19 protein-coding genes are annotated in these 22,713 nt (G+C 71.5%); 13 read left to right on the top strand and 6 right to left on the bottom strand.

Going from position 1 to position 22,713, the window contains the following annotated elements:
* Positions 1-3: 3 nt before the first annotated feature.
* The 8 genes from murG to ABZ716_RS09185 all read left to right on the top strand — a co-directional run bounded on the left by murG (position 4) and on the right by ABZ716_RS09185 (position 7,297).
* Positions 4-1,095, top strand: a complete 1,092-nt coding sequence (gene murG, locus ABZ716_RS09220; RefSeq protein ID WP_351881006.1) for an undecaprenyldiphospho-muramoylpentapeptide beta-N-acetylglucosaminyltransferase — start codon at positions 4-6, stop codon at positions 1,093-1,095.
* Between the two features lie 23 nt (positions 1,096-1,118).
* Entirely contained in the window at positions 1,119-1,940 is an 822-nt protein-coding gene (locus ABZ716_RS09215; RefSeq protein WP_358957752.1) for an FtsQ-type POTRA domain-containing protein, read from the top strand.
* Between the two features lie 279 nt (positions 1,941-2,219).
* Positions 2,220-3,422, top strand: coding sequence for a cell division protein FtsZ (gene ftsZ / locus ABZ716_RS09210; RefSeq protein ID WP_351880998.1), 1,203 nt, complete (start codon positions 2,220-2,222; stop codon positions 3,420-3,422).
* Complete coding sequence (gene pgeF, locus ABZ716_RS09205) at positions 3,419-4,150, top strand: peptidoglycan editing factor PgeF (protein WP_358811954.1); 732 nt, start codon at positions 3,419-3,421, stop codon at positions 4,148-4,150. Before ftsZ ends, pgeF begins: the two co-directional genes overlap by 4 nt.
* A gap of 3 nt (positions 4,151-4,153) precedes the next feature.
* Positions 4,154-4,873 (top strand): YggS family pyridoxal phosphate-dependent enzyme, encoded by a 720-nt coding sequence (locus ABZ716_RS09200; protein WP_358957750.1) that lies wholly within the window; start codon positions 4,154-4,156, stop codon positions 4,871-4,873.
* Between the two features lie 149 nt (positions 4,874-5,022).
* Positions 5,023-5,640, top strand: a complete 618-nt coding sequence (gene sepF, locus ABZ716_RS09195; protein WP_351880989.1) for a cell division protein SepF — start codon at positions 5,023-5,025, stop codon at positions 5,638-5,640.
* A 60-nt stretch (positions 5,641-5,700) separates the two neighbouring features.
* Positions 5,701-5,997, top strand: a complete 297-nt coding sequence (locus ABZ716_RS09190) for a YggT family protein (protein ID WP_351880987.1) — start codon at positions 5,701-5,703, stop codon at positions 5,995-5,997.
* An 82-nt stretch (positions 5,998-6,079) separates the two neighbouring features.
* Positions 6,080-7,297, top strand: a complete 1,218-nt coding sequence (locus tag ABZ716_RS09185) for a DivIVA domain-containing protein (RefSeq protein ID WP_351880984.1) — start codon at positions 6,080-6,082, stop codon at positions 7,295-7,297.
* Between the two features lie 460 nt (positions 7,298-7,757).
* On the opposite strand, the gene ileS is transcribed toward ABZ716_RS09185, so the two are convergent.
* Positions 7,758-10,904 carry an isoleucine--tRNA ligase gene (gene ileS / locus ABZ716_RS09180; protein ID WP_358957748.1) on the bottom strand — a complete coding sequence of 1,049 codons (3,147 nt, stop codon included), beginning with the start codon at positions 10,902-10,904 and terminating at the stop codon, positions 7,758-7,760.
* 478 nt (positions 10,905-11,382) lie between these two features.
* Between ileS and ABZ716_RS09175 the strand changes: the two genes are divergently transcribed.
* The 5 genes from ABZ716_RS09175 (at position 11,383) to ABZ716_RS09155 (ending at position 16,684) form a co-directional block, all read left to right on the top strand.
* Positions 11,383-12,753: a TraR/DksA family transcriptional regulator gene (locus tag ABZ716_RS09175; protein WP_358957746.1), complete on the top strand. Its 1,371-nt coding sequence runs from the start codon at positions 11,383-11,385 to the stop codon at positions 12,751-12,753.
* Positions 12,754-12,823: 70 nt separating this feature from the next.
* Positions 12,824-13,390 carry a signal peptidase II gene (gene lspA, locus ABZ716_RS09170; protein WP_351880975.1) on the top strand — a complete coding sequence of 189 codons (567 nt, stop codon included), beginning with the start codon at positions 12,824-12,826 and terminating at the stop codon, positions 13,388-13,390.
* Positions 13,391-13,454: 64 nt separating this feature from the next.
* Entirely contained in the window at positions 13,455-14,396 is a 942-nt protein-coding gene (locus ABZ716_RS09165; RefSeq protein ID WP_351880972.1) for an RluA family pseudouridine synthase, read from the top strand.
* A gap of 109 nt (positions 14,397-14,505) precedes the next feature.
* A complete protein-coding gene (locus tag ABZ716_RS09160) occupies positions 14,506-16,098 on the top strand; it encodes a Na+/H+ antiporter (protein ID WP_358811950.1) in 1,593 nt (530 codons plus the stop codon).
* A gap of 16 nt (positions 16,099-16,114) precedes the next feature.
* Positions 16,115-16,684, top strand: coding sequence for a dienelactone hydrolase family protein (locus ABZ716_RS09155; RefSeq protein WP_355965716.1), 570 nt, complete (start codon positions 16,115-16,117; stop codon positions 16,682-16,684).
* Positions 16,685-16,757: 73 nt separating this feature from the next.
* On the opposite strand, the gene ABZ716_RS09150 is transcribed toward ABZ716_RS09155, so the two are convergent.
* From ABZ716_RS09150 to ABZ716_RS09130, 5 genes are all read right to left on the bottom strand, one after another.
* Positions 16,758-17,723, bottom strand: a complete 966-nt coding sequence (locus ABZ716_RS09150; protein ID WP_358957806.1) for a zinc metalloprotease — start codon at positions 17,721-17,723, stop codon at positions 16,758-16,760.
* A gap of 236 nt (positions 17,724-17,959) precedes the next feature.
* Entirely contained in the window at positions 17,960-19,618 is a 1,659-nt protein-coding gene (locus ABZ716_RS09145) for an alkaline phosphatase D family protein (RefSeq protein WP_358957743.1), read from the bottom strand.
* A gap of 136 nt (positions 19,619-19,754) precedes the next feature.
* A complete protein-coding gene (locus tag ABZ716_RS09140; protein WP_351880961.1) occupies positions 19,755-20,549 on the bottom strand; it encodes a DsbA family protein in 795 nt (264 codons plus the stop codon).
* 48 nt (positions 20,550-20,597) lie between these two features.
* Positions 20,598-21,293, bottom strand: coding sequence for a hypothetical protein (locus ABZ716_RS09135; RefSeq protein ID WP_358957741.1), 696 nt, complete (start codon positions 21,291-21,293; stop codon positions 20,598-20,600).
* A 77-nt stretch (positions 21,294-21,370) separates the two neighbouring features.
* Positions 21,371-22,696 carry a DUF2252 domain-containing protein gene (locus ABZ716_RS09130; protein WP_358811946.1) on the bottom strand — a complete coding sequence of 442 codons (1,326 nt, stop codon included), beginning with the start codon at positions 22,694-22,696 and terminating at the stop codon, positions 21,371-21,373.
* Positions 22,697-22,713 lie beyond the last annotated feature (17 nt).

The raw sequence follows: 22,713 nt of genomic DNA, 5'->3' as shown, positions 1-22,713 counted from the left end.
TCGGTGCATGTCGTACTCGCCGGTGGGGGGACCGCCGGCCACATCGAGCCGGCGCTCGCCCTCGCGGATGCCCTGCGCAGGCAGGACCCGACCGTGGGCATCACCGCCCTCGGCACGGAACGCGGCCTGGAGACCCGTCTGGTGCCGGAACGCGGCTACGAGCTGGGGCTCATCCCCGCCGTACCGCTGCCCCGCAGGCCCACCCCCGAACTGATCACCGTCCCGGGACGGCTGCGCGGGACCATCAAGGCCGCCGAGGAGATCCTCACGCGCACCAAGGCCGACGTGGTCGTCGGCTTCGGCGGCTACGTGGCCCTGCCCGGCTACCTGGCCGCCAAGCGGCTCGGGGTGCCGATCATCGTCCACGAGGCCAACGCGCGGCCCGGACTGGCCAACAAGATCGGCTCCCGCTACGCGCACGCCGTCGCCGTCTCCACCCCCGACAGCAAGCTGCGCGGCGCCCGCTACGTGGGCATCCCGCTGCGCCGCTCCATCTCCACCCTCGACCGGGCCGCCGTCCGCCCCGAGGCGCGGGCCGCCTTCGGCCTGGACCCCAACCTGCCGACGCTGCTCGTCTCCGGCGGCTCGCAGGGCGCGCGCCGCCTCAACGAGACCATCCAGCAGGTCGCGCCCACCCTCCAGCGCTCCGGGATCCAGATCCTGCACGCGGTCGGCCCGAAGAACGAACTGCCGCGTGTCGACAACATGCCCGGGATGCCGCCCTATGTCCCGGTACCGTACGTGGACCGGATGGACCTCGCGTACGCCGCCGCCGACATGATGCTGTGCCGAGCGGGCGCGATGACCGTCGCCGAGCTCTCCGCCGTCGGACTGCCGGCCGCCTACGTACCGCTGCCCATCGGCAACGGCGAACAGCGGCTCAACGCCCAGCCGGTGGTCAAGGCCGGCGGCGGTCTCCTCGTCGACGACGCGGAACTGACGCCCGACTGGGTGCTCGGTCACGTCCTGCCGGTGCTGTCCGACCCGCACCGCCTCTACGAGATGTCCCGCGCCGCGGCCGAGTTCGGCCGCCGGGACGCCGACGAGCTCCTCGTCGGCCTCGTCCACGAGGCGATCGCGGCCGCACGCGGGTAACCGCTGACCCAGGAGGCGCAGGAGTGGCCGGAGCGACGACGGCACGACCCGGACCGTCCGTCCGGGCCGACAAGGGCGGCAAGGGCGGCAAGGCCGGTAAGAGCGGCAAGGCCGGAAAGGGCGGCAAGGGCGGCACGGCGGGACCGCGCCGGATCCGCCTGCTGGTCACCCTCGCCGCCGCGGCCCTCCTCGCCGGGGGTGCCACCTGGGCCCTCTACGGCTCCTCCTGGCTCCGCGTCGAGAAGGTCACGGCCTCCGGCACCGAGGTGCTCACCCCCCAACAGGTCCTCTCCGCCGCGGCCGTACCCGTCGGCGCACCCCTGGTCGGCGTCGACACCGACGAGATCGCCGACCGGGTGCGCGCCCGGCTGCCCCGCATCGATTCGGTCGATGTGGTGCGGGCCTGGCCGCACGGGATCGGGCTGAAAGTGACGGAACGCAAACCCGTCCTGCTCATCAAAAAGGGCACGGACTTCACCGAAGTGGACGCGACGGGTGTGCGGTTCGACACCGTTGCGAAAGCACCGGCCGGCGTCCCGCTCCTCGACATGGCCGCCGACCGCTCGCCGAGCGCCCGCCGCTTCGACGAGGAGCGGCTGCTGCGGGAGGCGGTGGGCATCGCCGGGGGCCTTCCCCGTGCGGTCGCGAAGGAGACGTTGCAGGTCAAGGTGCGGTCGTTCGACGCCGTCGTGCTGGAGCTGACGAAAGGCCGTACCGTCGTATGGGGGAGCGGCGAGCTGGGTGAGGCCAAAGGCCGGGCGCTGAGCGCCTTGCTGAAGGCCGCGCCCAGGGCTGACCACTTCGACGTCAGCGTCCCCACCGCCCCCGCCGTGTCCGGGAGTTGACGTCGGGTCGAGGCCCGGAGCACCCTGGTTGGCCACCGATACGGGTGATCACATAGGGTGAAAAGAAAAACGGGAGGTTCGGCGTGTTCGTTGAACACGCGCTACTTGTCGACTTAGTGTCCTGTTCGGAGAGTCCAAGGAACAGGCACATCCTTAACCCTAAACTTCAGGGTGAGGGTTCGGGTCGGCGCGTACGGACCGTCCCACATTTCGGCATCAGTCGTCGCACCGCAGGCCCGCGAGGCGGCGACACGTAACTCGAGGCGAGAGGCCTTCGACGTGGCAGCACCGCAGAACTACCTCGCAGTCATCAAGGTCATCGGTGTCGGCGGCGGTGGTGTCAATGCCATCAACCGAATGATCGAGGTCGGTCTCAAGGGCGTCGAGTTCATCGCCATCAACACGGACGCCCAGGCGCTGTTGATGAGCGACGCCGACGTCAAGCTCGACGTCGGCCGCGAACTCACCCGGGGCCTCGGCGCCGGAGCCAACCCGGCCGTCGGCCGCAAGGCGGCAGAGGACCACCGCGAGGAGATCGAGGAGGTCCTCAAGGGGGCCGACATGGTCTTCGTCACCGCCGGCGAGGGCGGCGGAACCGGCACGGGCGGCGCGCCCGTCGTCGCCAACATCGCGCGCTCCCTCGGCGCCCTGACGATCGGTGTGGTCACCCGCCCGTTCACCTTCGAGGGCCGGCGCCGCGCGAACCAGGCGGAGGACGGCATCGCCGAGCTCCGCGAAGAGGTCGACACCCTCATCGTCATCCCCAACGACCGCCTGCTGTCCATCTCGGACCGCCAGGTCTCGGTGCTCGACGCCTTCAAGTCGGCCGACCAGGTCCTGCTCAGCGGCGTCCAGGGCATCACCGACCTCATCACCACCCCGGGCCTGATCAACCTGGACTTCGCCGACGTCAAGTCCGTGATGTCCGAGGCCGGCTCGGCCCTGATGGGCATCGGCTCCGCCCGCGGCGACGACCGCGCGGTGGCGGCGGCCGAGATGGCGATCTCCTCGCCGCTGCTGGAGGCGTCCATCGACGGCGCCCGCGGTGTGCTGCTGTCCATCTCCGGCGGTTCCGACCTCGGTCTCTTCGAGATCAACGAGGCCGCGCAGCTGGTGAGCGAGGCCGCGCACCCCGAGGCGAACATCATCTTCGGCGCCGTCATCGACGACGCCCTCGGCGACGAGGTCCGCGTCACGGTCATCGCGGCCGGCTTCGACGGCGGCCAGCCCCCGGCCCGCCGGGACAACGTCATCGGCGCCGCCTCCACCAAGCGCGAGGAGCCGGCCCCGGCGCCGGTGCGCGCACCCGAGCCGGTCCGCCCGTCCTTCGGCGGACTCGGCACCGTGGCCCCGCGCGAGGAGCCCCCGGCCCCGGTGGAGCTCCCGGTCGAGCCCGCGCCCGCCCCGCCGCAGGTCCCGACGGCCCGCCCCTACCAGGACAGCCCGGCCGAGGAGCTGGACGTTCCGGACTTCTTGAAGTGACGTTGGAGCAGCATCACGAGAACGGCGCCCATTTCGCCTTCACCGACCGGTGGGGCGGGGTGAGCGCCGTTCCGTACGAGGAGCTCAATCTCGGCGGCGCGGTCGGAGACGACCCGGCCGCCGTTCGCGCGAACCGGGCCGCCGCCGCAAAGCGGCTGGGCATCGACCCCGGCCTGGTGGTCTGGATGAACCAGGTGCACGGGCGGGACGTGGCGGTGGTCGACGGCCCCTGGGGGGACCCCGCCGACATCCCGTCGGTGGACGCGGTGGTGACCGCCCGCCGGGGGCTGGCCCTCGCCGTGCTCACCGCCGACTGCACCCCCGTGCTGCTGGCCGACCCCGTCGCCGGGGTCGCCGCGGCCGCCCACGCCGGGCGGCCCGGGCTGGTCGCCGGGGTGGTGCCCGCCGCCGTCGAGGCCATGACCGCTCTCGGCGCCGACCCCGCGCGCATCGTCGCCCGTACCGGACCCGCCGTGTGCGGGCGGTGTTACGAGGTGCCGGCCGAGATGCGGGAGGCGGTCGCCGAGGTGGTGCCCGCCGCGTGGGCGGAGACCAGCTGGGGGACGCCGGCCGTGGACGTGGTCGCCGGGGTGCACGCGCAGCTCGCGAAGGCGGGGGTGGCTGACGGTCACCGTTCGCCGGTCTGCACACTGGAGTCGCGGGACCACTTCTCGTACCGCCGCGACCGGGTGACCGGGCGGCTTGCCGGATATGTCTGGTTGGACTGACTCATGACGGATCGTAAGTCCGAGCTCGCGGAGAACCTCGCGCGGGTGGAGGAGCGGATCGCGTCCGCCTGCGCGGCGGCGGGCCGAGGGCGGGACGAGGTGACCCTGATCGTGGTCACCAAGACCTACCCGGCGAGCGACGTACGACTCCTGGCGGATCTGGGGGTCCGTCATGTGGCGGAAAACCGGGACCAGGATGCCGCCCCCAAGGCGGCGGCCTGCGCGGATCTGTCGCTGAACTGGCACTTCGTGGGGCAGTTGCAGACGAACAAGGTCCGTTCGGTGGCCGGATACGCGCAGGTGGTGCAGTCGGTCGACCGGCCCAGGCTCGTCACTGCGCTCTCGGCGGCGGCGGTGGCCCAGGGGCGGGAGATCGGCTGCCTGGTGCAGATCGCCCTCGACGCCGAGTCGGGCGAGCGCGGGAGCCGGGGCGGCGCAGCACCCGAGCAGATGGCCGAGTTGGCGGACCTCGTCGCCGGCGCGCCGGGGCTGAGGATCGACGGTCTCATGACCGTCGCCCCCCTCGCCGGCCGCTACGCGGGACGCGAACGGGCGGCCTTCGAGCGGATGATGGAATTGTCATCCGGCCTGCGCGCGGACCATCCGGCTGCCACGATGGTGTCGGCGGGAATGAGCGCCGACCTGGAACAGGCCGTACTGGCCGGTGCGACACATGTACGCGTCGGCACTGCGGTACTCGGCGCGAGACCCCGGCTCGGGTAACGTCGCGAAGAAAGTCGGACCACAGCAGAAAATATGGTCATTTCCGCAGATGAGCGGACAGACCACGTGGATCGCGGGCAGTTGGTGACTTTGGTGACACAGCAACACCTGCGACAGGGCGATCCACCACAGAGCGGAGGACTCGGAGAATGGCCGGCGCGATGCGCAAGATGGCGGTCTACCTCGGCCTCGTGGAGGACGACCGGTACGACAACCCGGGGTACGACCCGGATGACGAATTCGAGCCCGAGCCGGAGCCCGAGCGCCCCCGGGAGCGGGAGCGTCGGCAGCAGCCCGTGCACCAATCGCCTGTATCGGACGAACCGGTACGAGTGGTGCAACCGCCGGCGCCGCGCGAACCCCTCCCAATTCCGTCAGAAAACGGACGTCCCGCGCGAATTGCCCCCGTGGCATCCATCACACCTGACCGCACCAACCTGGAGAAGAACGCCCCCGTGATCATGCCCAAGGTCGTCTCCGAGCGGGAGCCGTACCGCATCACGACGCTGCACCCCCGGACCTACAACGAGGCCCGTACCATCGGGGAACACTTCCGTGAGGGCACCCCCGTGATCATGAATCTCACGGAGATGGACGACACCGATGCGAAGCGTCTGGTCGACTTCGCGGCCGGCCTCGTCTTCGGTCTGCACGGCAGCATTGAACGCGTGACACAGAAGGTGTTCCTGCTGTCGCCTGCTAACGTCGATGTCACGGCGGAGGACAAGGCCCGCATCGCGGAGGGCGGGTTCTTCAACCAAAGCTAGACCGATCCGTCAGAAACGGGACCGGGAACAGAGCGGGAGCAGGGGAGAGGGAAGCGCGGGATGGGCATCGCATTGCAGGTGGTCTACATCGTGCTGATGTGCTTCCTCATCGTGCTGATCTTCCGACTGGTCATGGACTACGTGTTCCAGTTCGCACGTTCATGGACACCCGGCAAGGCGATGGTGGTCGTTCTGGAGGCCACCTACACTGTCACCGATCCACCGCTCAAACTCCTTCGGCGGTTCATCCCGCCGTTGCGTCTCGGGGGCGTGGCGCTCGACCTGTCCTTCTTCGTTCTGATGATCATCGTTTACATCCTCATCAGCTTCGTGAGCACCGCTGCGAGAAGCGTGTGAACGATGAGCTCCCCCGCGCCTGCGGGGACAGTCCCGATACGGTCCTGCCGACTGCCGACGACTACGTAGAGGTGAAGAAGACATGCCGCTGACTCCCGAGGACGTGCGGAACAAGCAGTTCACGACCGTCCGCCTGCGAGAAGGCTATGACGAGGACGAGGTCGATGCCTTCCTCGACGAGGTCGAAGCCGAGCTGACGCGCCTGCTGCGCGAGAACGAGGACCTGCGCGCGAAGCTGGCCGCCGCCACGCGCGCCGCCGCGCAGAGCCAGCAGCAGGCCAACATGCGCAAGCAGGAACCCCAGGACCAGCGAGGCCCGGGTGCGCCCGTGCCCGCCGCCATATCCGGCCCGCCGCAGCAGCAGCAGCAGATGGGCCCGCCGCAGCTGCCGGGCGGCCAGCCCCAGCTGCCCCCCGGCCCGGGCGGACACGGACCCCAGGGTCAGGGCCCGATGGGCGGCCCCATGCAGCAGCAGTCCATGGGTGGCCAGCACCCGATGGCTCCGCAGCAGCAGATGGGCCAGCAGCAGCAGATGCAGCAGCAGATGCAGCAGCAGTCCATGGGCGGCCAGAACCAGCTCGGCCAGCCGATGGGCCAGCAGATGCAGCCCATGGGTCAGCAGATGCAGCCGATGGGCCAGCAGATGCAGCCCATGCAGCAGCCGCAGCTCCCGCAGCAGGGTCCCGGTGGCGACAGCGCCGCCCGTGTCCTGTCGCTCGCGCAGCAGACCGCCGACCAGGCGATCGCGGAGGCCCGCTCCGAGGCCAACAAGATCGTCGGCGAGGCCCGTTCGCGTGCCGAGGGGCTGGAGCGGGACGCCCGCGCCAAGGCCGACGCCCTGGAGCGGGACGCGCAGGAGAAGCACCGCGTCGCGATGGGCTCCCTGGAGTCCGCCCGCGCCACGCTGGAGCGCAAGGTCGAGGACCTGCGGGGCTTCGAGCGTGAGTACCGTACGCGTCTGAAGTCGTACCTGGAGTCGCAGCTGCGCCAGCTGGAGACCCAGGCCGACGACTCCCTGGCCCCGCCGCGCACGCCGGCCGGCCCGGCACTGCCGCCGTCGCCGTCTCCGTCGATGGCTCCGGCCGGTGCGATGGGCATGGGCGGTCCGTCCCCGATGGGCGGTCCCTCGCCCATGAGCGGGCCCTCGCCGATGAGCGGTGGCCCCTCCTACGGTGGTCAGCAGCAGATGTCGCCGGCGATGACGCAGCCGATGGCTCCGGTGCGGCCGGCCGCGCCGCAGCCGATGCAGCAGGCGCCGTCGCCCATGCGGGGCTTCCTGATCGACGAGGACGACAACTGACGTAGCCGTCGGCAGTCTCTACGGGCCGGGCCCGGACCCCTCACGGGGATCCGGGCCCGGCCCGTTTCCGTCCCCCGGGACCGGTGGCCGGAGCGGCCCCGCTGCGCGGAGCGGTCTCCCCGCCCCACCCTTCGCCCGTTCCCTGGGGCTCCGCCCCAGACCCCACGCCTCAATCGCCGGCGGGGCTGGATTTCGGCGCGGCCGGTCCGTCGCCTGCGGCATCCCGCGGCTGGATCTCGCGCAGCGAAATTCCAGCCCCGCCGGCGATCGAGGCGCGGGCGCGGTAGCGCCGTGCTTGTAGCCTCGCCGGCGGTTGAGGCGGAGCCCCGGGTTCTTTCAGCCCCGCCGGCGATTGAGGCGTGGGGCCGGGGCGGAGCTTCGGTTTCGGGAAGGGGTGGGGTGGGGGAATGCAGAAGCGGCGCCACCCCCGGGTGGGGAGGGCGCCGCTTCGGGCGAGAGGTTACGCCTTGCGGAGGCGGAACGTCAGGGTGAGGGGCTCGTCCTCGAAGGGGGCTCCGAAGGAGTCGTCGGCCTCGCCCCGGGCGAAGTCCGTCGCCAGGACCTCGTCCGCGATCAGGGCCGCGTGGTCCGTGAGGGCCGTCACGACCTCCGGGGACGCCGAGGACCAGCGGAGGGCGATGCGGTCCGCGACGTCGAGGCCGGAGTTCTTCCGGGCCTCCTGGATCAGCCGGATCGCGTCACGCGCCAGCCCCGCCAGCCGCAGCTCCGGCGTGATCTCCAGGTCGAGCGCGACGGTCGCACCGGAGTCCGAGGCCACCGACCAGCCCTCGCGCGGGGTCTCGGTGATGATGACCTCCTCCGGCGTGAGGGCGACCTCCTCACCGTTGACCGTCACGACCGCCGAGCCGGACCGCAGGGCGAGGGACAGGGCCGCCGCGTCGGCGGCGGCCACCGCCTTCGCCACGTCCTGCACGCCCTTGCCGAACCGCTTGCCCAGCGCCCGGAAGTTCGCCTTCGCCGTCGTGTCGACCAGCGAGCCGCCCACCTCGGAGAGGGAGGCCAGGGAGGAGACGTTCAGCTCCTCCGTGATCTGCGCCTGGAGCTCCGGCGACAGGGCGTCGAAGCCCGCCGCCCCGACCAGCGCCCGCGACAGGGGCTGACGGGTCTTGACCCCCGACTCGGCGCGCGTGGCCCGGCCCAGCTCCACCAGGCGGCGGACCAGCAGCATCTGCTGGGACAGCACCGGGTCGACCGCGGCGGCGTCCGCCGTCGGCCACGTCGACAGGTGCACCGACTCCGGCGCCCCCGGCGTGACGGGGACGACCATGTCCTGCCAGACCCGCTCGGTGATGAAGGGGGTCAGCGGGGCCATGAGCCGGGTGACCGTCTCCACGACCTCGTGCAGGGTCCGCAGGGCCGCCTTGTCGCCCTGCCAGAACCGGCGGCGCGAGCGGCGCACGTACCAGTTGGACAGGTCGTCCACGAACGCGGACAGCAGCTTGCCGGCGCGCTGGGTGTCGTACGACTCCATCGCCTCCGTGACCTCGGAGACGAGGGTGTTCAGCTCGGACAGCAGCCACTTGTCCAGCACCGTGCGGTCCGCCGGCGCCGGGTCGGCCTCCGAGGGCGCCCACTCGGACGTCCGCGCGTACAGGGCCTGGAAGGCCACCGTGTTCCAGTACGTCAGGAGCGTCTTGCGGACGACCTCCTGGATCGTGCCGTGGCCCACGCGCCGCGCCGCCCACGGGGAGCCGCCGGCCGCCATGAACCAGCGCACCGCGTCCGCGCCGTGCTGGTCCATGAGCGGGATCGGCTGGAGGATGTTGCCCAGGTGCTTGGACATCTTGCGGCCGTCCTCGGCGAGGATGTGGCCCAGGCAGACCACGTTCTCGTACGAGGACTTGTCGAAGACCAGCGTGCCGACCGCCATCAGGGTGTAGAACCACCCGCGCGTCTGGTCGATCGCCTCCGAGATGAACTGCGCCGGGTAGCGCTTCTCGAAGATCTCCTTGTTCTTGTACGGGTAGCCCCACTGCGCGAACGGCATCGAACCCGAGTCGTACCAGGCGTCGATCACCTCCGGCACGCGGACGGCCTCCAGCGAGCAGCCCTCGTGGGTGCAGGTGAAGGTGACGTCGTCGATGTACGGGCGGTGCGGGTCCAGGGCGGAGTGGTCCTGCCCGGTCAGCTCGCCGAGCTCCGCGCGCGAGCCGACGCAGGTGAGGTGGTTCTCCTCGCAGCGCCAGATCGGCAGCGGGGTGCCCCAGTAGCGGTTGCGGGAGAGCGCCCAGTCGATGTTGTTGTTCAGCCAGTCGCCGAAGCGGCCCTGCTTGACCGACTCGGGGAACCAGTTGGTCTTCTCGTTCTCCCGCAGCATCGCGTCCTTGACGGCGGTGGTGCGGATGTACCAGGACGGCTGCGCGTAGTAGAGCAGCGCCGTGTGGCAGCGCCAGCAGTGCGGGTAGCTGTGCTCGTAGGCGACGTGCTTGAAGAGCAGGCCGCGCGCGTCGAGGTCGGCGGTGAGCTTCTCGTCGGCCTTCTTGAAGAAGATGCCGCCGACCAGCGGGACCTCCGCCTCGAAGGTGCCGTCGGGCCGGACCGGGTTGACGACGGGCAGGCCGTACGCGCGGCAGACCGCGAGGTCGTCGGCGCCGAAGGCGGGGGCCTGGTGGACCAGACCGGTGCCGTCCTCGGTGGTGACGTACTCGGCGTTCACCACGTAGTGGGCCTCGGCCGGGAACTCGACGAGGTCGAAGGGGCGCTGGTACGTCCAGCGCTCCATCTCCTTGCCGGTGAAGGTCTGGCCGGTGGTCTCCCAGCCCTCGCCGAGCGCCTTCTCCAGCAGCGGCTCGGCGACGACGATCTTCTCCTCGCCGTCGGTGGCGACGAGGTAGGTGACCTCGGGGTGGGCGGCGACGGCCGTGTTGGACACCAGGGTCCACGGGGTCGTCGTCCACACCAGCAGGGCCGCCTCGCCGGCGAGCGGGCCGGAGGTCAGCGGGAAGCGGACGTAGACGGAGGGGTCCACGACCGTCTCGTAGCCCTGCGCCAGCTCGTGGTCCGACAGGCCGGTGCCGCAGCGCGGGCACCAGGGGGCGACGCGGTGGTCCTGGACCAGCAGGCCCTTGTTGAAGATCTCCTTCAGCGACCACCAGACCGATTCCACGTACTCGGGGTCCATGGTCCGGTACGCGTCGTCCAGGTCGACCCAGTAGCCCATACGGGTCGTGAGCTCGGCGAACGCGTCGGTGTGACGGGTCACGGACTCGCGGCACTTGGCGTTGAACTCGGCGATGCCGTACGCCTCGATGTCCTGCTTGCCGTTGAAGCCGAGCTCCTTCTCGACGGCGAGCTCGACCGGCAGGCCGTGGCAGTCCCAGCCGGCCTTGCGGGCCACGTGGTAGCCGCGCATGGTGCGGAAGCGGGGGAAGACGTCCTTGAAGACGCGGGCCTCGATGTGGTGGGCGCCGGGCATGCCGTTCGCGGTGGGCGGGCCCTCGTAGAAGACCCACTCGGGGCGTCCCTCGGACTGCTCCAGCGTCTTGGCGAAGGTCTTGCTCTCGCGCCAGAAGTCGAGGACGGCGTGTTCGAGGGCGGGCAGGTCGACCTGGGCGGGTACCGGGCGGTACTGCGGCGGTGTGGTCATGAGGCTGAACTCTTCCTCCGGCGGGGTGTCACTTCCGTCCGGAGGGACGAGAGCCGTCTGCTGCTCCCGCGGTACCACCCTCCTTGGCCTCCGGACGGGTCCGGGGGCCCCCTCATTGGGGTGCGAAGCCGGTTCTACTGGCCGTGGTGACGGCGTTCTTCCGGCGGCTCCGGGGTGATCCTTCACATCGCGCTCGCCCCCGGGCTCTCACCGTCCCCGGGTCGCTCCTGGCTGCGTCCGACGATACTCGTCCCCATCCATGCCTTTCGCTGCGCCCAGTGTACGGGCCGGGGCGCGGGGCGGCGGACCGGTTTTCGGCGCGGCGCGGCGGGGCGGATTACGGGGGCTTCCGCTGGGCACAACGGATGCAGGTTGACCTCGATGGACGCGTGCCCCGTTGCCGTGGGGCCGGAGCCGATTTATCGTTCCGGCACGATTGGCTAAAAAAGGCCACATCCGGTGAAAAGGGGCCGCGGCCATGCTGGCGAAGAAGACGGCGACACGGGAGGTGGCTGCTGTGCCGGGCTCCACGGCTGCCGCCGAACGGGCCGCCCCGAAGAAGAAGGCGTCCCCGGCGAAGACGACCGCCACGACGAAGACCCCTCCGGCGGACGGGACGGCCGTGACCGGGAAGGCCCCGGCCACGAAGGCCCCGGCCGGGAAGAAGGCGGCTCCGGCCGACAGGACCTCGGCCAAGGCGGCCTCGGCCGGTAAGGGCCAGGCCGGGACGGTCCCGGCCGGGAAGAAGGCGGCTTCGGTGAAGACAGCGGTCAGGACGGCTCCGGCCGGCGGGTCGGCGTCCAAGAAGCAGGTCGGCGAGGGCGCCCCGGCGAAGAAGGCGGCCGCCAGGAAGACGGCGGCTACGAGCGCCCCGGCCAAGGAGGCTCCCGCCAAGGAGGCCCCGACCAAGACGCCGGCGGTGAAGAAGGCCCCGGCCAAGAAGGCCCCGGCCAAGACGACGGCGGCCAGGAAGGCCCCGGCCAAGAAGGCCCCGGCCACGCAGACGGCGGCGAAGACGGCGGCGAAGAAGGCGCCTGCCACCAAGACGGCGGTGAAGAAGGCGCCGGCCAAGAAGGCGGCGGCCAAGAAGGCGGTCACGGAGGCGGCGGCCGAGAGAGCGGTGGCCGGGGAAGCCCCGGCCGAACAGCCGGCGTCCGAGGCGGCGCCGGCCAAGAAGGCCGCGGCCAGGAAGGCCGTGGGCGGGAAGGCGGCCGCGGCGGCGGGTGGCCGTGCCGGAGCCGCGGTGGCTTCCGGTGTGCGGGCGGGTTCGGACGGGGTCGCCGTGGCGGCCGAGGGCAAGGCGGGACAGGGCGCGGTCACGGTGGCCGCGGCCGAGGGGGCGGCCGCGGCCGCGCGGAAGACGGGAGCTCGGAAAGTGGTTGCCAAGAAGACCTCGGGTACGGCCCGCAAGACGGCCGACGACACCGCCGGCGGCCTCGCGGCCGCGGCCCCCGGTGAGCTCGCCGTACGCCCCGGGGAGGAACCCTGGACCGGCGCGGAGGTCGAGGCGGCCCGTACGGAGCTGCTCTCGGAGGTGATGCGGCTGCGCGTGGAGCTGGAGGCGTCCGAGATGGCCATCTCCGGCCTGATGCGGGACTCCGGCGACGGCGCGGGCGACGACCAGGCCGACACCGGCACCAAGAACATCACCCGGGAGTCGGAGCTGGCCCTCGCCGCGAACGCCACCTCCATGCTGGAGCAGACCGAGCGGGCCCTGGAACGGCTGGAGGCGGGCACGTACGGGCTCTGCGAGAACTGCGGCAAGCCCATCGGCAAGGCCCGTATGCAGGCGTTCCCCCGCGCCACGCTCTGCGTGGACTGCAAACAGAAGCAGGAACGCAGGCACTAGCCACGACCGACGTACGCACACTGACGTACTCTCGTGTCCGTCGGGATCGAGCTAGTTTCGAGGGACTCACGTGGCAGAGGCGGAGCGCATCATCGGTACGCCGGAGGTCGGGGACGACGCCGAGCCGCAGCCGGAGCCCGGCGCGCCCCGGGGGCGCAGGCGGATCGCGGCGCTGCTGATCGTGGCGGTGCTGGCGTACCTGCTCGACCTCGGCAGCAAGATGCTGGTCGTCGCCCGGCTGGAGCACCAGCCGCCGATCGAGATCGTCGGCGACCTGCTGAAGTTCGACGCGATCCGCAACCCCGGCGCGGCCTTCGGCTTCGGCGGGGCGTTCACGATCATCTTCACCCTGATCGCGGCGACCGTGATCGTGGTGATCGTCCGGCTCGCCCGCAAGCTCTACAGCCTGCCGTGGGCGATCGCCCTGGGCCTGCTGCTGGGCGGCGCGCTGGGCAACCTGACCGACCGGATCTTCCGCTGGCCGGGCGTGTTCCGGGGAGCGGTGGTCGACTTCATCGCGCCGGCCCACTTCGCCGTCTTCAACCTCGCCGACTCGGCGATCGTGTGCGGCGGGATCCTGATCGTGCTGCTGTCCTTCAAGGGCCTGGACCCGGACGGCACCGTCCACAAGGACTGATGGCGGGACCGGCGGCGGGCCTCGGGCGGGAATGGTCTTCCGCCGAGTCCTGCATACTCGACGGGTGAGTACGATTCCCGAGATCCGCACCCTGCCCGTTCCCGATGGCCTCGAAGGCGAGCGCGTCGACGCCGCCATCGCCCGTATGTTCGGTTTTTCCCGGACGAAGGCGGCCGAACTGGCGTCGGAGGGGAAGGTCTCGGTCGACGGCAGTGTCGTCGGCAAGTCCGAGCGCGTGCACGGCGGCGCCTGGCTGGAGGTCGAGATGCCCGCCCCGGCGCGGCCCGTCGAGCTCGTGGCCGAGCCGGTGCCCGGCATGGAGATCGTCCACGACGACGACGACATCGTGGTCATCATGAAGCCGGTGGGCGTCGCCGCCCACCCGAGCCCCGGCTGGACCGGCACCACCGTCATCGGCGGCCTCGCCGCGGCCGGCTACCGGATCTCCACCTCGGGCGCCTCCGAGCGCCAGGGCATCGTGCACCGCCTCGACGTCGGCACCTCCGGCCTGATGGCCGTGGCCAAGTCGGAGCGCGCGTACACCTCGCTGAAGAACCAGTTCCGCGAGCGGGTCGTGGACAAGCGCTACCACGCGCTGGTGCAGGGGCACCCGGACCCGATGAGCGGCACCATCGACGCGCCGATCGGGCGGCACCCCAGCGCGGACTACAAGTGGGCGGTGACCCAGGACGGCAAGCCGTCGGTCACCCACTACGACCTGATCGAGGCGTTCCGCGCGGCCTCGCTGCTGGACATCAAGCTGGAGACGGGGCGTACGCACCAGATCCGCGTGCACATGTCCGCGCACCGGCACCCGTGCGTGGGCGACCTGACCTACGGGGCGGACCCGACCGTCGCGAAGCGGCTGGGGCTCACCCGGCAGTGGCTGCACGCCGTGCGCCTCGGCTTCGAGCACCCGGCCGACGGGCAGTGGGTGGAGTTCGAGAGCGGCTACCCCGCCGACCTCCAGCACGCCCTCGACGTGATCCGCGCCGAAAGCCAGTAACGGCCGAAAGCCGGTAGGGGCCGAAAGCCGGCAGGGGGCCGGCTACCCGCAGGGGCCTCGCGGGGACCCAATCCCGGGGTGCGGGGCGGCGCCCTGGCAGGGTGGGGGAGTGGATCAGCTCGCTCTGCTCTTCGTCCTGCTGCTCGGGGCCGTCGTCACCGTTCCCCTCGGTGACCGGCTGGGGCTGCCCGCGCCCGTGCTGATGACCCTCGGCGGGGTCGTACTGGCGCTGGTGCCGGCCGTGCCCAACGTGGACATCCCGCCCGAGTACATCCTTCCGCTGCTGCTGCCACCCCTGCTGTACGCCTCCGCGCAGCGCACCTCGTGGCGGCAGTTCGCGGCGAACGTCCGGCCGATCCTGCTGCTGGCCGTGGCCCTGGTCTTCGTGACCACCGCCGCCGTGGCCGCCGTGGCGAACGCCGTCGTCCCCGGGCTGCCCGTGGCGGCGGCCGTCGCGCTCGGCGCGCTCGTCGCCCCGCCCGACCCCGTCGCCGCCACCGCCGTGGCCGGGGCGCTAGGGCTGCCGCGGCGCATGGTGTCGATCCTGGAGGGCGAGGGGCTCTTCAACGACGTCACCGCCATCGTGCTCTACCACGTGGCCGTCGGCGCCGCCGTGAGCGGCAGTTTCTCCTGGCCCGCGGCGCTCGGGGAGTTCGTTCTGTCCGCGGTGGTGGCCGTGGCCGTGGGGCTCGCGCTCGGCTGGGCCACGAACCGGCTGATGGACCGGCTCGGCGACGCCACCCTCCAGATCGGGCTGACGCTGCTGGTGCCGTTCGTCTCGTACGTGGTGGCCGAGGAGCTCCAGGGTTCGGGGGTGCTGGCGGTGCTGACCACCGCCCTGTTCCTCGCCGAGTACGCCAACGACGCCGACGACGTGCTGGGCCGCCTCGCCGGGCACACCTTCTGGGAGGTCGTCGACGTCCTCATCACCGGTGTGGCCTTCGGCCTGATCGGGCTGGAGCTGCACCATGTCTTCGGCGTCGCCCGGGGCCGCGCGTGGGAGATGGCCGGCTGGGGGGCGGCCGTGGTCGCGGTGGTGGTCGCCGTACGGCTGGCGTGGCTGCTGCCGGCGGGCTGGCTGGCGAAGCGGCTGCACGGCCGGCGCGACTACGACGAGGAGATCCCGCTGAGCTGGCGGGAGAGCGTGGTGATGTGGTGGGCGGGGATGCGCGGGGTGGCCTCGGTGGCCCTGGCCCTGGCCATCCCGCTCAGGACGGACGCCGGAGAGCCCTTCCCCGACCGCGACGAGATCGTGTTCATCGCCTTCGCCGTGATCATGGTCACCCTGGTGTGCCAGGGCCTGACCCTGCCCTGGCTGGTGCGGCGGCTGGGCGTGGAGCCGGACACGGACGCCGAACGGGAGACGGAGCGGGCGCTCGCCCTGCGCGCGGCGAAGGCGGCGAAGCGGCGGCTGCGCGAGATCGAGGAGGTCGAGGACCTGCCGGAGGACCTGGTCGAGGTCCTGTACCGGCGCGCGTACGACGTGGGCGCGAGGATCAGCCCCGACCTGGTCGACGAGGAACGGCGTGAGGCGTACGCCCAGCGGGTGGAACGGATCCGGCAGGTCCAGCGCATCCAGCGGGAGATGATGTCCGCCGCCCGCCACGAGGTCCTGTCGGCCCGCAGCGAACCGGGCGCCGACCCGGAGATCGTCGACCGCGTCCTGCGCCACCTGGACGTCCGCAGCCTCCGCAGCGCGTGATGGCACGATGGGGGGTATGAACATCATGCTCTTCCACTCGACGTACGGGCTGCGGCCCGCGGTGCAGGCGGCGGCCGGGCGGCTGCGGGACGCCGGGCACCAGGTGCAGGTACCCGACCTCTTCGAGGGGCGTACGTTCGAGACGTTCGAGGAGGGCGTGGCGCACCTGGAGGAGGTGGGCCGCGACGAGCTGCTCAAGCGGGCGGTCCTGGCCTCGGCGCCCTTCTCCGACCAGGGGCTGGTCTACGCGGGGTTCGACTTCGGCGGTTCCGTCGCCCAGCACCTGGCGCTCGCCGACGACAAGGCGCGGGGGCTGCTGCTCCTGCACGGGACGGCGGACCTGGAGGACGGGGCGACGGCCGACGAGCTGCCGGTGCAGCTGCACATGGCGGACCCGGACCCCTTCGAGACGCACGACTGGCTGACCGCCTGGTACCTGCGGATGCGGCGGGCCGGGGCCGACGTGGAGATCCACAGCTACCCGGGTGCCGGGCACCTGTTCACCGACCCGGACCTGGACGACTACGACGCGGCCGCCGCCGAGGAGGTCTGGCGGATCGCGCTGGCCTTCCTCGACAGCCTGTAGGGCGGGAAACGGGAAAGGGGCGGGGCCCGGCGCTGGTCGCGCCGGGCCCCGCCTTCGTGTGGTGCGTGCGCGGTCAGGCGCGGTAGGCGGTCCACATGCTCTGCATGCGCGAGACCTGGCCCGCGGTGAACTGGTACATGCAGGAGTCGTACGTGTAGTCCATGAAGTTGTGGATCGGGTCGACGCCCGCCTTGGTGGTGCAGGAGTCACGGCCGGTCGGGCACTCGAAGGCCGCGCTCTTCTCGGCCGGGGTGTCGGAGACGGAGTCACCGCTGCCCGAGCAGCCGCCCTGGAAGGTGTGGTACAGGCCCATCCAGTGGCCGACCTCGTGGGTGGCGGTGTCGCCCTCGTTGTAGTTGGCGGCGGAGCCGCCGGGCAGCGAGGAGTTGAGGATGACCACGCCGTCCATGCTGGGGGCGGAGGCGTAGGAGCTCGGGAAGGTCGCCCAGCCGAGGAGACCGCCGCCGAGGTTGGCGGTGTAGAGGTTGAGCGCGTTCTTGCCGCCCTTGCGCAGGGCGGTCTTCATGTCCTTCTCGGCCTGGGTGCCGTCGGAGACGGTGTACCAGGTGGCGTTGTCGGTGTAGTCCGTGCCGGCCAGGGAGAACTGGAAGCCGGAGTTGACGTTGCCGGTGCCCTGGCCGCTGTAGGCGGCGTTGAGGACGTTGATCTGGTTGCTGATGTCCGTTGCGGACAGCTTGCCCTGGGTGCCGTTCGTGATCACGTGCACGTACACCGGGATGGTGGTGGCCGCGGCCACCGAGGCGACGCCCTGGCCCGAGCCGAAGACCCGCTGCGGCGACAGCTGCATCTGGCTGAGCTTCTTCGTGAGGTCCGCGTCGATGGCCTTGGTCTGGGACTCGGACAGCTCGTTGGGCTCGGCCGCGTGATCGCCCTTGGGCTTGGCGACACGGGCGTTGGCAGGGGCGGAGCCCTCCTCGGCACACGCCTGGGCACCGGTCTTCGCGGCGGCGGAGGCGACGGTGGCGGGGGACGTCAGCGGGGCGAACGCCAGGGTGGAGGCCAGGACGGCCGTGCCCATGAGGCGGCGGCGGAGAAGGGGGGATATCCGGGCAGCAGCGCGCACGGTGACTCCTCGGCAGAGCGTGGTGGGGGGTGAGGGGGGATTTCCTCACGCTGGCCGGAAGTTTATGTGTGCATGTCATTCAATCCGCAAGTAGCCGGATGTTAAAGATTTGTTGCCTGCCGTCCATCCGGGGCTCCTGGTCTGCACCAGGAGCCCCGTTGGGCAGCAGATTTGACGGTATGTCAGGTGGATCAGCGGACGGGCTGATCCACCCGCTCCACCTTCTGCGTACCGTTCAGGGTGCGGTACGAGCGGGCCCAGGAGGAGGTCGCGTCCTGGCGCCGCTTGTCCGAAACCACGTAATAGTCCATCTGCGAACGCTCGGCCGTCACGTCCAGCACGCCGTAGCCGTGCGAGTCCATGTCCAGCCACTTCACGTGCCAGTTCGCGGCCTTGACGGCGGCTTCCGCCGCCAGCGAGACGGTGTGCGGCAGGACGTGCAGCGTGTCGTCGATGTTGTCGGAGGTCACCGAGGTGACCACGAACTCGGTCGCCGCCGTGCCCGAGCCCGGGTACGTGGCCATGTTCACCGGGACGTCGTTCGCCCAGGCCATGTGGATGTCACCGGTCAGGAACACCGTGTTCTTGATGTTCCGGTCCTTCAAGTGGCCCAGGAGTTCCTTGCGGTCGTCCGTGTAGCCGTCCCACTGGTCCGAGTTGACCGCGAGGCCGCCCTCAGCCAGGCCCAGCAGGTGGGCGAGCGGACCCAGGATGTGGGCGGGCAGCGAGCCGAAGGCCACCGGCGAGATCATCACCGAGGTGCCGACCAGCTTCCAGGTCGCCGTCGAACCCGCCAGTCCTGCCTTGAGCCAGTCCAGCTGGGCCCGCCCGGTGATGGTGCGCTCCGGGTCGTCCACCGCACCGCTGCCGGCCTTGGCCTGCTCGGAGCGGAAGGAGCGCAGGTCGAGCAGGTGCAGGTCGGCCAGGCTGCCGAAGCGCAGGCGACGGTAGACGGTACCCGCCACGGAGGTGCGTACGGGCATCCACTCGAAGTACGCCTGCTTGGCCGCGGCCGCGCGGGACGCCCAGTCGCCCTCGGTCCCCGGGGTGTGGTTGTTCGCGCCGCCGGACCAGGCGTTGTCGGCGAACTCGTGGTCGTCCCAGATGGCCACGATCGGGTGGGCCGCGTGCAGGGCCTGGGCGTCGCGGTCCGTCTTGTACTGGCCGTGCCGGGTCCGGTAGTCGGCCAGGGTGATGATCTCGTTCTTCGGCTCGTGCTGGCGTACGACGTACTTCGCCGCCGGGTACTCCCCGGTCTGGTACTCGTAGATGTAGTCGCCCAGGTGCAGGACCGCGTCCAGGTCGGTGCGGGCGGCCAGGTGCCGGTACGCCGAGAAGTAGCCGGACTCCCAGTTGGAGCAGGAGACCACGCCGAAGCGGATCCCCGGGGTGGCCGCGTCGGCCGCCGGGGCGGTCAGGGTGCGGGCGACGGGGGAGACGGTGGCGCCGGCGGTGAAGCGGTACCAGTACGGGGTGTGCGGGCGCAGGCCGCGCACGTCCACCTTGACGGTGTGGTCGGAGGCGGCGCTCGCGGTGACCGCGCCGCGGGCGACGACGCGGGAGAACGCCTTGTCCTCGGCCACCTCCCAGCCCACCGCGGTGTCCGGGCCGAGCCCTGAGCCGGGTACGGCTTCGGGGACGGGGGTGACGCGGGTCCACAGCAGGACCCCGTCGGGCAGCGGGTCGCCGGAGGCGACGCCGTGGAGGAAGGCCGGGGCGGCTTCGGCAGCCCGGGCGGAGGAGGCTCCCAGGGCGATCGGCGCGAGGGCCGCCGTGGCGGCCGCGGCCAGAACGACCGTGCGGCGGCGCGGGTTGGCCGCGGGGGAGGCGGGGGTGAGATGACTGGTCACGGCCGGTCATATTACTGATCGGTATGCTCTGCGGAACAGTCTCGGAAAGACAACGGGCAGGCGAACTTTGGAAGTTCGCCCGCCCGTGGGTGGCCGTCAGCGCCCGTCAGCGCCCGTCAGCGCCCGGTTGTGCCCGTCAGCCGGCGATCGCCTTGTCGATCGCCGCGGTGAACGCCTCCGGCGTGGCCGGGGTGTCGATCTTCTTGCCGTCCATCTTCAGCGTCGGGGTGCCCTTGACGCCGGAGTCGTCGAAGGACTTGGACATGTCCATCGCCCACCGGTCGTAAGTGCCGTCCTCGACGGCCTTCTTGAACTCGGCGTTGCCCTTGAGCGCCGGGACCGTGTCCGCGACCTTCAGCAGGTACTCGTCCTTGGCGAAGCTGTCCACGGTCTCGTCGGGGTGCAGGGCCTTGGAGTACAGGGCCGCCTTGTAGTCGAGGAACGCCTGCGGGCTCACGTTCAGCGCCGCGCCGAGCGCGCTCAGCGCGTTCTTCGAGCCCACGCCCTTGGCGCCGTTGTCGATGAAGGTGGCGCCGATGTAGCGGAGCTTGAACTTGCCCGCGTCCACGTCCTTGCGGACCTGCTCGCCGACCGACTGCTCGAAGGCGGCGCACGCCGGGCAGCGCGGGTCCTCGTAGAGCTCCAGGGTCTTCTTCGCCTCGGGCTTGCCGATCACCACGGTCAGGCCGTCCGCGCCCTCGGTGTTCTTCGGCTTGACCAGCGTGGCCTCGGCGGCCTTCTCCCAGTAGCCGGGCTTGTTGGTCTGCACGACCGCGTATCCGATGCCGCCGGCCAGGGCGAGCGCGGCGACGACCCCGCCGGCCACGAACACCTGACGGCGGACCTTGTCCTTCTTCGCCTGCTTCTCGCGCTCGGCGCGCAGCTTCTCGCGGGCGGCGGCCTTGTTCTGGTGGCTGTTGCGTGCACTCATGGTGATCTCCGTGGGAGGGGGAAAGGGGGGACTGTCCGTACGGAGGCGTCAGACGCTCGCGAGCGTCGTCGCCGTCCGTACGGGAGGCCCCCGCAGGCCCACGGAACGGGCGGGGAAACGGGTCCGGGCCACCGCGCCGGGCAGCGCCGGGCGCAGTGCCCGCCCGGCCCGGCCGGGCGCCGCCGCCACCGAGGCCGCCGCCAGCCGCAGCGGCCGGAAGGCGAAGGCCGCGACGGCGCGCAGCAGCCCTACCAGGGCCCGCTCGCCGCGGCGCAGCCAGGCGGCGGCGAGCAGCCCGGTGCCGACGTGCGCGCCGAGCAGCAGCCAGGGCGTCCACGGCCCCGGGGCGGCCAGCAGCGCGGCCGGGTCGCCGGCGGGGCCGGCCACCTCGGCCAGCGGTCCGCCCACCGGGGTCCCGCCGCACAGCCCGTCCAGGCCCAGCGCGTGCAGCGGCCCGGCGACCGGCCCGCCGGCGGGGCCGTAGCAGAGGTGCTGCCCGGCGGTGAAGACGGTGTCGGCCGCCAGCTCCAGCGGGACCAGCAGGGCGGCGATCGGCCCGAAGCCCCGCTCGCGGCCGGCCAGGGCGTAGGCCAGGGCGAAGACCCCGGCGAAGGCCCCGCCCAGCAGGGCGGGGGGCAGCGGCACCCGGGAGAGCAGCACATGGGAGCCGGCCGAGAGCAGCACGACGAGCGCGCTGAACAGCGCGGCCCGCAGCCCTCGGATCCTCACCCCTGATATGTCCATCGCCGCGAGTCTGCCATGGCTTCCTGTGAGGCGGGGATCACGGGGTGCTCCGCCGGACACCCCGGAGCGCTCCCCGCCTACGGGACGATCCGGCCGTTGCGGAAGAGGTCCACGAAGATCTGGTGGTCGGCGCGGGCCCGGGCCCCGTAGGCGTGGGCGAAGTCGACCAGCAGCTTCGGGAAGCCCTCCTCGTCGGCGGCGATGGCCGCGTCGATGGCGCGCTCGGTGGAGAAGGGGACCAGGGAGTGGCCGCTCTCCGCCTCGTCGGCCGAGGCGTGCATGGTGGCCGTGGCCCGCCCGAGGTCGGCGACGACGGCCGCGATCTCCTCGGGGTCGTCCAGGTCCGACCAGTCCAGGTCCACCGCGTACGGGGAGACCTCCGCGACCAGCTGACCCGCGCCGTCCAGCTCGGTCCAGCCCAGCCACGGGTCGGCGTGCGCCTGGAGGGCCCGCTGGGAGATCACCGTGCGGTGTCCCTCGTGCTGGAAGTACTCGCGGACCGCCCGGTCGGTGATGTGGCGGGAGACGGCGGGGGTCTGCGCCTGCTTGAGGTAGATCACGACGTCGTTCTCCAGGGCGTCGCTGTGCCCCTCCAGCAGGATGTTGTACGAGGGCAGCCCGGCCGAGCCGATGCCCACGCCCCGGCGCCCCACCACGTCCTTGACCCGGTAGGAGTCCGGGCGGACCAGGGACTCCTCCGGCAGGGTCTCCAGGTAGCCGTCGAAGGCGGCCAGCACCTTGTAGCGGGTGGCGGCGTCCAGCTCGATCGCACCGCCGCCCTCGGAGAAGCGGCGCTCGTGGTCGCGGATCTCGGTCATCGAGTCCAGCAGCGCGAACCGGGTGCGGGCGCGGGCGTCGCGCAGGGCGCCCAGCAGGGGGCCCTCCGCGGTGTCCAGGGTGAAGGAGGGCACTTCCTCGTTCTTGGCGCCGGTGGCCAGCAGGTGGATGCGCTCGCGGTAGGCGGCGGCGTAGGTCCGCACCAGGGCGCTGATCTGCTCGTCGCTGAGGGCCTTGGTGTAGCCGATCAGGGCGACGGAGGCGGCGAAGCGCTTGAGGTCCCAGGTGAAGGGGCCGACGTACGCCTCGTCGAAGTCGTTGACGTTGAAGATGAGCCGGCCGTTGGAGTCCATGTACGTGCCGAAGTTCTCGGCGTGGAGATCACCGTGGATCCACACCCGGCCGGTGCGCTCGTCCAGGAAGGGGCCGCCGTGGCGGTCGCGCTCCAGGTCGGCGTAGAAGAGGCAGGCCGTGCCCCGGTAGAAGGCGAAGGCGGAGGCGGCCATCTTCCGGAACTTCACCTGGAAGGCGGCGGGGTCGGCGGCGAGCAGCTCACCGAAGGCGGTGTCGAACACATCTAGTATCTGCTCGGCGCGCTGCTCGTCGGTCGTCTCGGGAACCGCCATCGCGGATGCCTCCTGGT

Origin of the sequence: Streptomyces sp. NPDC006687 (assembly GCF_040636215.1) — a bacterium.
Taxonomy (GTDB): Bacteria; Actinomycetota; Actinomycetes; order Streptomycetales; family Streptomycetaceae; genus Streptomyces.
This window is presented reverse-complemented; position numbering and strand designations above follow the sequence as displayed.

Coding starts and splice junctions, on each gene's coding strand:
- ABZ716_RS09185 (WP_351880984.1), top strand. CDS start 6,080: ATGCCGCTGACTCCCGAGGACGTGCGGAACAAGCAGTTCACGACCGTC.
- ABZ716_RS09175 (WP_358957746.1), top strand. CDS start 11,383: ATGCTGGCGAAGAAGACGGCGACACGGGAGGTGGCTGCTGTGCCGGGC.
- ABZ716_RS09190 (WP_351880987.1), top strand. CDS start 5,701: ATGGGCATCGCATTGCAGGTGGTCTACATCGTGCTGATGTGCTTCCTC.
- ABZ716_RS09140 (WP_351880961.1), bottom strand. CDS start 20,549: ATGAGTGCACGCAACAGCCACCAGAACAAGGCCGCCGCCCGCGAGAAG.
- sepF (WP_351880989.1), top strand. CDS start 5,023: ATGGCCGGCGCGATGCGCAAGATGGCGGTCTACCTCGGCCTCGTGGAG.
- ABZ716_RS09130 (WP_358811946.1), bottom strand. CDS start 22,696: ATGGCGGTTCCCGAGACGACCGACGAGCAGCGCGCCGAGCAGATACTA.
- ABZ716_RS09150 (WP_358957806.1), bottom strand. CDS start 17,723: ATGGGCACGGCCGTCCTGGCCTCCACCCTGGCGTTCGCCCCGCTGACG.
- ileS (WP_358957748.1), bottom strand. CDS start 10,904: ATGACCACACCGCCGCAGTACCGCCCGGTACCCGCCCAGGTCGACCTG.
- ABZ716_RS09155 (WP_355965716.1), top strand. CDS start 16,115: ATGAACATCATGCTCTTCCACTCGACGTACGGGCTGCGGCCCGCGGTG.
- ABZ716_RS09200 (WP_358957750.1), top strand. CDS start 4,154: ATGACGGATCGTAAGTCCGAGCTCGCGGAGAACCTCGCGCGGGTGGAG.
- ABZ716_RS09135 (WP_358957741.1), bottom strand. CDS start 21,293: ATGGACATATCAGGGGTGAGGATCCGAGGGCTGCGGGCCGCGCTGTTC.